This window comes from Streptomyces recifensis (genome assembly GCF_002154615.1).
Classification (GTDB): domain Bacteria; phylum Actinomycetota; class Actinomycetes; order Streptomycetales; family Streptomycetaceae; genus Streptomyces; species Streptomyces griseoluteus.
Genome location: NZ_MUNH01000629.1, coordinates 1 through 3668, shown reverse-complemented (window position 1 = coordinate 3668; position 3668 = coordinate 1). Strand labels below are relative to the sequence as shown.

Below are 3668 nucleotides of genomic sequence, written 5' to 3'. Positions count from 1 at the left end.
GGAACCAGCTCCGGGCGCGCGAGGCACGAGGACGCGCGGTGCTCACGCAGGTCCTCTGCCCGGCGAGGCCCCCCGCTCCGCCTCCGGCCGCCCAAGTCCGCCCGCACGGCGTACGGCGGTGGCGGGAGGTTGACGACCGGATGGGAGGGGGAGCCGGGGGTCAGACCGTCTGCGGGATGTCCTTGGCGCGGCCCTTGATCCGGATGGAGGTGATGATCTCGACGATGCCGACGACGATCAGCCACCAGCCACCGACCAGGGTCAGCACGGCGATCGACTGGAAGGGGGAGTCGATCAGGACGATGCCGGCGATGAAGGTGACGATGCCGAGGAAGATGTGCCAGCCGCGCGCGGGCATCCCCTTGTCGGAGACGGCGGCCATGGTCTGCGTGATGCCCCGGATCAGCCAGCCGATGCCGATCCACAGCGCCAGCAGCAGGATCGACTGCATCGGCCCTCTGAAGCAGAGCAGGCCCAGCAGGATGGACAGAGCGCCGCTGAGGAAGGCCAGCACCCGCAGCGAGGTCCTCTTGTGCGTGCCGAAGGCGGAGACCAGCTGGAAGACGCCGCTGACCAGCAGGTAGACGCCGAACAGCACACCCACCGCCAGCAGGGTCGCGCCCGGCCAGATCAGCACCAGGATGCCGAGGATCAGCGAGGCGACGCCGGTGAGCAGCACGACCTGCCAGGCCGCCTGGGACAGCATGTGCAGCGGTCCCTCGAACAGCTCCTCCTGGTCGTGGCGCTCCCGCTCCGCGCGCTCACGGTCCTTGTCCATCCGGACCGCGTCGGGGCCGGAGGCGGTGCCGGGCCGGGCCTGGCCCGCGCCGGCGTTCGGTTCGTACGGGCCGCCCTGCGTGGGGCCGCCGATGGGAGGCTCGGTCATATTCCATGCTTGGACCGAACGGGGACATTCCGCCACTCGGGGGGCGCCCGACGGGTGTTACTCCTTCGCCTTGGCCGCCTTGGCCGCAGCCTTCATCTCCTGCTTGTGCGCCCGCACCTTGGCCAGCGACTCCGGCCCGGTGATGTCGGCGACGGAGCGGTACGACTTCGTCTCGCCGTACGCCCCGGCCGCCTCCCGCCACCCCTTCGGCGTCACCCCGAGCTGCTTGCCGAGCAGGGCGAGGAAGATCTGCGCCTTCTGCCTGCCGAACCCCGGCAGCGCCTCCAGTCGCTTGAGCAGCTCGGCCCCGCTGCCCGCGTCCCGCCACACCGCCTCGGCGTCACCGTCGTAGTGCTCGACCAGGTACTGGCACAGCGCCTGCACCCGCTTGGCCATCGATCCCGGATAGCGGTGCACGGCCGGCTTCTCGGAGAGCAGCGCGGCGAACTCCTCGGGGTCGCGGGCGGCGATGTCGTGCGCGTCCAGGTCGTCGGCGCCCATGCGGCGCGCGATCGTCTCCGGGCCCTTGAAGGCCCACTCCATCGGGATCTGTTGGTCCAGCAGCATCCCGGTGAGCGCGGCGAGCGGGCTGCGGCCGAGCAGCGCGTCGGCGTCGGGGTCCTGGGCGAGGTGCAGGGTGACGTCCATGCGGCCATGATCCCGCGCGCGGGATCAGTCCGCCCGCCAGTACCCCAGCGCGTGCACGCGCTGCCTGGGCACGCCGAGTTCCTTGCGGACGAACGAGCCGAGGGCGCGGGTGGTCGCGGTGTCGCAGGCGATCCACACGTACGGGTGCTCGGTCCCGGACAGGATCCCGGGCAGCTCGGCGCGGACCCGCTCGACCAGGTGCTTTCCGGCCTCCTGGCGCGGTATTTCGCGGATCTCGTGCCGCTCGGGGTCGGCGGCGGAGGGGAGCCCGTCGAGGGTGCCCTCGAACCAGACGGTCGCCGGGGCCGATCCCAGCTCCTGGAAGAGGGAGTTGATCGCGGGCAGCGAGGCGGTGTCGCCGACCACCAGGACGTGCGAGGGGCCGGGTTCGGGGTTCTGGAAGCCGGTGCCCTGGACGGTCGCCTCGACGGTGTCGCCCTCCTTGGCCGCGCGGGCCCAGTCCGAGGCGCACCCCTCGTGCAGGGCGAACTCCAGGGTCAGGGTGCCGGTCGCGGGGTCGGGGTCGACCAGGGTGTACGCGCGCTGGTGGGGGCGGCCGTCGGCGGAGAACCACAGGCGGACCCACATCGTGGGGTGCACGCCGGTCGCCGCGAGCAGTCCGCCGTCGGTCATCCGCAGCCGACGGTAGTGCGGGGTGACGTCCTCGGCGCCGGTCACCGTGAACGTGAAGTCCTTCGCCCGCAGCAGTCTGAGGACCGCGCCCTCCCAGCCCCGACCCTGACCCATCCTGTCCCCGCCCCTCGCGTACGATTCCTCCACCTGGCAGTGAAGTTAGGCAAGGCTAACCTAAAAGGGAAGGGTGCTCCAGGGTGACCACCGAGACCTACCGCGACGCCTGGGGCATCCCCCATCTGCGCGCCACCAGTGCCCGCGAACTCGCCCGTGCCCAGGGCCGGGTGACCGCGGTCGACCGCGCCTGGCAACTGGAGGTCGAACGGCACCGCGCGCAGGGCACCTCCGCGTCCTTCCTCGGCGCCTCCGCACTCTCCTGGGACGTCTTCGCCCGCCGCGCCCGCCTCGACGACACCGCGAGACGGTGCTTCGCCGCGCTGGAGAGACGCGACCCGGAGACCGCGGCCTGGGTCCGTGCCTATGTCGACGGCGTCAACGCCGGCCTCGCCCAAGGGACCGCGCGCACACCGGAGTTCGCGCGGGCGGGCCTGACCCCCGGCCGCTGGGAGCCGTGGACCCCGCTCGGCGTCTGGCTGGGCACGCACATCCTGTTCGCCGGCTTCCCGGCCAAGCTGTGGCGCGAGGAGGCGATACGGCACCTCGGTCCCGACGCGGTCGGCCTCTTCGCCACCGACGGCCCCGGCACCGCGGGCAGCAACGGCTGGCTCCTCTCCGGCGCCCGCACCACCACCGGCCTCCCCCTCCTCGCCGGCGACCCCCACCGCTTCCTGGAAGAGCCCGGCGTCTACCAGCAGATCCGCCTGTCCTGCCCCGAGTTCGACGTCGTCGGCCTCGCCGTCCCCGGCGTCCCCGGCACAGCCCACTTCGCCCACACCGGCTCCGTCGCCTGGTCCATCACCAACGCCATGGCCGACTACCAGGACCTCTACCGAGAACGCCTCCGCCGCACGGGGGCGGGGGTGGAGGCCCTCTCCCCCGAGGGGGTCTGGCAGCGGGCCATCCGTGACGTGGAGGTCGTCGAGGTCGCGGGTGAGGGCGCGGTGGAGGTCGAGGTCATCGAGACGGAGCGGGGGCCGGTGATCGCGGGAGGCCCGGAGGGGCTCGGCGGGCTGGAAGCAACGTGGGCCCCCTCAGGCCGTACGGGTGACGCTCCCCCCACGGCCATCGCCCTCCGCTACCCGCCCCGGGTGACGGAAGACCTCGGCTTCAGCGCCCTCCTCCCCCTCCTCAGGGCTCGCACGGTCGCCGACGTCGACAGGGCCCTGGACGCCTGGGCCGAGCCCGTCAACGTCGTACAGGCCGCCGACACCACAGGCGCCGTACTCCACCGAGTCGCCGGCAAAGTCCCCGTCCGCCCCCGTACCAACAGCCTCCGCGTGGTCCCCGCCTGGGAAGAGGGCCACGCATGGCGGGGCTGGCACACGCCCCCCTACGCCACGCTGGACGACGGCATGGCCGTGATGGCGAACCAGCGCGGCCC

At 72.7% G+C, this 3668-nt stretch carries 4 protein-coding genes; 1 reads left to right on the top strand and 3 read right to left on the bottom strand.

Going from position 1 to position 3668, the window contains the following annotated elements:
• Nucleotides 1–160: 160 nt before the first annotated feature.
• The 3 genes from CCN33_RS27405 to CCN33_RS27395 form a co-directional block, all read right to left on the bottom strand.
• Nucleotides 161–778 (bottom strand): HdeD family acid-resistance protein, encoded by a 618-nt coding sequence (locus tag CCN33_RS27405; protein WP_392227856.1) that lies wholly within the window; start codon nucleotides 776–778, stop codon nucleotides 161–163.
• 165 nt (nucleotides 779–943) lie between these two features.
• Nucleotides 944–1534, bottom strand: a complete 591-nt coding sequence (locus CCN33_RS27400; protein ID WP_086696111.1) for an HhH-GPD-type base excision DNA repair protein — start codon at nucleotides 1532–1534, stop codon at nucleotides 944–946.
• Nucleotides 1535–1558: 24 nt separating this feature from the next.
• Nucleotides 1559–2281 carry a siderophore-interacting protein gene (locus CCN33_RS27395; protein ID WP_086696110.1) on the bottom strand — a complete coding sequence of 241 codons (723 nt, stop codon included), beginning with the start codon at nucleotides 2279–2281 and terminating at the stop codon, nucleotides 1559–1561.
• An 83-nt stretch (nucleotides 2282–2364) separates the two neighbouring features.
• On the opposite strand from CCN33_RS27395, the gene CCN33_RS27390 reads away from it, so the two are divergent.
• A partial coding sequence (locus CCN33_RS27390; protein WP_140394702.1) for a penicillin acylase family protein occupies nucleotides 2365–3668 on the top strand: 1304 nt, incomplete at its 3' end.

Coding starts and splice junctions, on each gene's coding strand:
- CCN33_RS27405 (WP_392227856.1), bottom strand. CDS start 778: ATGGACAAGGACCGTGAGCGCGCGGAGCGGGAGCGCCACGACCAGGAG.
- CCN33_RS27400 (WP_086696111.1), bottom strand. CDS start 1,534: ATGGACGTCACCCTGCACCTCGCCCAGGACCCCGACGCCGACGCGCTG.
- CCN33_RS27395 (WP_086696110.1), bottom strand. CDS start 2,281: ATGGGTCAGGGTCGGGGCTGGGAGGGCGCGGTCCTCAGACTGCTGCGG.